Genomic DNA, 4,616 nt, shown 5'->3' with positions numbered 1-4,616 from the left:
CCTGCAGGTGACGCGCGAACCGGACCGGATAACGGTATCGATGGCGCGTTAATCCTTAACTTTTTTCACTCACCCTGGCGGGGAAACCCGCAGGGGAACTCCGCCACTTTTTTACAGCAAGGAGTTCTGAATGAGTATCACAAGCCCTGAAACAAAGACTGTGGCTTCTGTTGTCCCTGTACCGGTAACGAAACAGGTGAGCGAGCCGGAAGTGTTTCAGCGTACCCGCAGCGAGTTTAACCGCTGGCTGCAGGAGCAGTTTGATAGCCACTATCACACCATGCGTAACGGCGGTTACCGGAGCTTTCTTGCCCGTAACCACCCGGCAGAGCTGGAGCGTTACGACATTGCCTGTGAAGTCATGCGCCGGGAAGAGTTTGCCCGTTTTGCTGAGCTGCAGACCCTGGGGCTGTACCTGCATCTGCAGGTACAGCAGAAGGAGGCGTATTTCCGCCGGGTACGTAACCGGTTGCTGGCCGCGATGGCCGTGACCGGCGTGGTGACAAGTGTGGTGCTGTACGGGTATTTCCATCCGGAACAAGCGCTGCAGGCAGGGCGCGAGCTGCTGGCGCTGCCGGGAAGACTGGCGGTATTTGCCGGCAGACTGCTGAACTGAACATAACGACTGACGGTTAACTGCCGTTCAGTTCCCGCAGGGAGAGTCTTCCCTGCGGGGGCGCTCTCCCTTTTTTATTACCATAAGGAGAGCGCGATGCAGAAACACACCCCTGATGATATCGCCCGGTTTATTACCGGACGACTTCTGAATAACCATGATACCGCGGGTCTGCCCTGGCAGGGGCATCCGGCGGCTGTTCCTGAACATGCCCTGACCGGGCAACCGTTCACGGGGATTAACGTCCTGCTGTTATGGCAGGCGATGCAGCGGTATTCGCTTAACTGTCACCGGTGGCTCACCGGTGATGACCTCCGCCTGACGGGCGGGACGGTGATGCCGGGACAGAAGCCCGTGACGCTGGTCCGTTACCGGCCGGAGCTGTCCCTGATGAAGGTGATTAACCTGGCGCAGTGTGAAGGACTTCCCGACGAACTGCAGCCGGACTGGCCCTTACCTCCACAACCGGCGGCGAACCATGACGTCATTTCGCCGCTGGTGACCGCCAGCGGGGTACCGGTGGTGTTCCGTGAAGGTACTGAACCGCTGTACCGGCCGCTCCATGACCGGATTGAGCTGCCGCCGGCGCAGTATGACGGCAGTTCATATGGTACAGAAAGCAGCATGACAGACGGGAATGAGATGCTTCGCCTTCTGGTACAGGCAGCCGGTCACCCGCAACGGCTGAACCGGTACGGACTGACGGTCGACGAACGTACCGACAGTGTGTATGAAGCACTGGTCATGGATATTGGGGCGGCGTTCCTTGCCGCCCGTCTGGGGCTGCCGGACAACCGGGAGCCCCGGCATGACGGACTTCCGGTCAGCAGTGTCCTGCTGCCTGACCCCTGGTTGCTGTTCCGCGCCGCGGATGATGCACGCAGGGCGGCAGAATGGCTCCTGGCACGAGGACCTGTAATGGGTGAGGTGGACACCTGGCTGAAGATGGCCGCGTTCCTTCTCTCGCATCATTACGGCCTGGCGCCGGAAGAGACTTTGCTGACCAGCCCGGTGCTGGCGCAACGGCATATCGACAGCGGCATCACGCCGCTGATGGCGGTCAACGCGCTGGCCAGAATATACCGGTGGGAACGGACTGACCTGGCTCAGCGGGCGCTGTTTACGGAAGAACTCAGTCCGGACAGTGAACTGCTGGCGCTGGCTGAAACCCGGCCTGAGCTGCTGTACTGCCTTCGCCAGTACGGGGAAAACAGTGATGCAGAAACAACCAGCAGGTCGTCAACGGCCGCACTGCCTTTACTGCCACCACCGGTGGCAGAAGAGGGGGACGGAGCAGCCAACGATGACGGTCCGGACGAACCGGATGACAATGTGGTGGCGCTGCCCTGGGCTGCCCGCCGGGGGAAGACAAACCCGCATATACAGGAGTTTGTCAGTCTGTTTAACAGTATTGCTCCGCATGAAAACCGCTGGCAGGTGTTCAGTGATTTTGCGCACATGGCGGCGGCTGCGTTGTATAACGCCATCCACCGTGACCCCACGGTTGAGGCGGACTACCTGCGCCGGGTTAAACGCTATTCGAAAGAAGACGCGGTCCGGATGTCCGGTCTGCTGGCTGCCGTTACTGACGGGCTGGAATTCAGTCCGACGGATTTTCTGGGTCAGTTACTGATGACGCTGGAGCTGGGAAATCAGTATCTGGGACAGTATTTCACGCCCTACAGAGTGAGCTACATGATGGCCAGAATGAACATGGCGGACAGGCTGCCGGAACTGGAGGACGGTAGCAGAGAATATATTACGGTCTGCGACCCGGCCTGTGGCGCGGGAGGTATGATTGTGGCGACAGCGGAAGCCATGCTGGAAGCAGGTTATAACCCGCAGAAGCAGATGCTTGCTTACTGTACGGATATCGACCCGCTGGCGGCGATGCTGTGTTACATCCAGCTCACGCTGATGCATATTCCGGCGGTGGTCTCCATCGGTAACAGTCTGACGATGGCGATTACGCGGGAGATGGCCACGCCGGCATACCGGCTGGGCCTGTGGGACCTGAAGCTGCACCGGGAGCAGACTGAACGCGAAAGCAGACAGCATGCGGCGTGACAGCGCAGGGTAACGTTATTTTTCACTCACCCGACAGGGGTTTCCCCCTGCGGGGAACTCCTGTCCTTAACCAGGAGGAGTACTGAACATGCCGGAAAGTATTTATATCCAGCGGCAGTTTATGACGTTTCTGGGACTGGACGTTCAGGCGGAGGAAATCTTCTTCCGCGTGGACGACCGGGACACCGATTACGTTAACACTGACATGGTGCTGCACCGTGACCGCCTGCTGGCGGTGATGCAGTTTTTGCTCGATGAGGTGACGGAACAGAACCCGCAGCAGCGGGAGAAGTGCCGTCATGCTGAGCAGATTCTGACGCTGTGGATACGGGGCCTGGACGCGCTGGCGCAGTCGATGAACGACATGGCCATTCTGCCCCGGACGGTATCGGAGTTCAGCGGACGGGTGGACCGGTTATTACCCGGTGACCCTCAGGCGCTGTTGTCCCTGCCGGATGAGGCGTTTCTGCGCCTGACCGCGCAGGGACATCTGATGTCCGGTGAGCAGATGAGCCGGCAGACGCTGGAGGCGACCCTGCCGTACTGGGACCGTTTCGTGACCCGGATATCCGCCCGGCTTGCGGCAGCGTGTGACTACTGCCTGCTGCAGCTGAGCAGACTGTACCGGAATCTGAATACGGAGCCCAGACAACTGCGGTGCTTTACGCTGCCGTTTGGCCGGCTGGAGCTGCATATGCAGCCGCGGGATATGAGCGACTGCGGACATATTATGGAGTATGACGATGCTTCTGTGGCGGATTACCTGGAGGAGGTTATGGCCGGCAGACTGACACCCGTGCGTATGGAGGCCAGGGTGATTTACCGCAATGACGCGGAGGTATGTGTCTTCAGACGGAACGCTGACGTTATTGATACTGACCATCTGCACGTCAGTGACTGGCGGGAGCCTGTCACTGAGGCGCTTGACTGGATACGCCGTGAGCGCACATCGCTGGTTCAGAGCGTGCCGCGCAGACCGGTACTGAAACTGGCGGCCTGACAGCCGGTGAACCGCACCGGTACGCAGGCACTGAATCAGCAGTAAACCCGACCAGGGGAGCCTTCCCCTGCGGGAGTCTCCTCTTTTTTTATTCCTGAACAGGAGGAGTTTCCCGATGATTTATGACTGGTATATACAGCAGCAGATGCAGGCTGCGACAGGTATTGAGCTGGAGGATGAAGATTTCACCTGGCAGTTCAGGGGCGTCGCGTCCGACCACGTTAACACGTATATGCTGTTTGAGCGTGAGAAGATGCTGACGGTGATGGAAGCCATGCTGGGTTCACTGGAAAGTGACGAGGCCACGGTGACACGCTGCCGGCAGGTACTGACGCTGTGGATAACCGGACTGGATACGCTGGCCCGTGAGCGAAATACTACAGAGATGCTGCCGCGGGTTCACCCCCACAGCAGCGGGCAGGCTGACCAGTTGCTGAACGGTGATATCCGGCCGCTACAGCAGTGCAGCGAGGAGGAGTATCTTCGCCTGACCGGCCAGACGGATTTACCAGAAAACCAGCGAATACCGCAGAAGACCTTTAATGCCACGGAAAAATACTGGCAGCGGTTTGAGGCCTGGCTGGGACGCCAGTTGCGGGAGACGACAGAGCACTGTTTCCGGCAACTGAGCCGGTTTGTGGAGAACTGTAACTTCGAACCCTGGCAGCTCCGGGAATATAAGGGAGAGTACGGGACCATCCGGGTGGGCGTCATGCCACAGGATATCGGGGCCATTGATGTGATGGAGTTTGATCCGGATTACATCGTGTCCTGGGTGGATAAAGTGGCGGACGGTGTGTTCACGCCGGTGCAGTTTGTGGCGAATGTGTACTACAGGAATGGCGTGCAGATGGCCTCGTTCCGGGTAGACACAGAGGTGGAGGATATCGACCACCTGACGGCGAAGGATTACGGTGATGTTGTGGGGCAGGC

General features: G+C 58.9%; 4 protein-coding genes. All 4 read left to right on the top strand.

Features of this window, described 5'->3' with window-relative positions; all coding sequences use genetic code 11:
- Window positions 1-130 precede the first annotated feature (130 nt).
- Window positions 131-616 carry a hypothetical protein gene (locus BZK42_RS27405; protein WP_080861444.1) on the top strand — a complete coding sequence of 162 codons (486 nt, stop codon included), beginning with the start codon at window positions 131-133 and terminating at the stop codon, window positions 614-616.
- Window positions 617-712: 96 nt separating this feature from the next.
- Entirely contained in the window at window positions 713-2,683 is a 1,971-nt protein-coding gene (locus BZK42_RS27400; RefSeq protein ID WP_080861440.1) for an ArdC-like ssDNA-binding domain-containing protein, read from the top strand.
- 88 nt (window positions 2,684-2,771) lie between these two features.
- The gene (locus tag BZK42_RS27395) at window positions 2,772-3,683 is read left to right on the top strand and encodes an NAD(P)/FAD-dependent oxidoreductase (RefSeq protein WP_080861437.1); all 912 of its coding nucleotides are present in this window, start codon (window positions 2,772-2,774) and stop codon (window positions 3,681-3,683) included.
- A 115-nt stretch (window positions 3,684-3,798) separates the two neighbouring features.
- Window positions 3,799-4,616: hypothetical protein (locus tag BZK42_RS27390; RefSeq protein WP_080861433.1), on the top strand; the 818-nt coding region annotated here is incomplete at its 3' end.

This window comes from Citrobacter braakii (assembly GCF_002075345.1).
Classification (GTDB): Bacteria; Pseudomonadota; Gammaproteobacteria; order Enterobacterales; family Enterobacteriaceae; genus Citrobacter; species Citrobacter braakii.
Note: the sequence above shows the minus strand (reverse complement) of the source record. Positions and strands in the feature narration are given on the sequence as shown.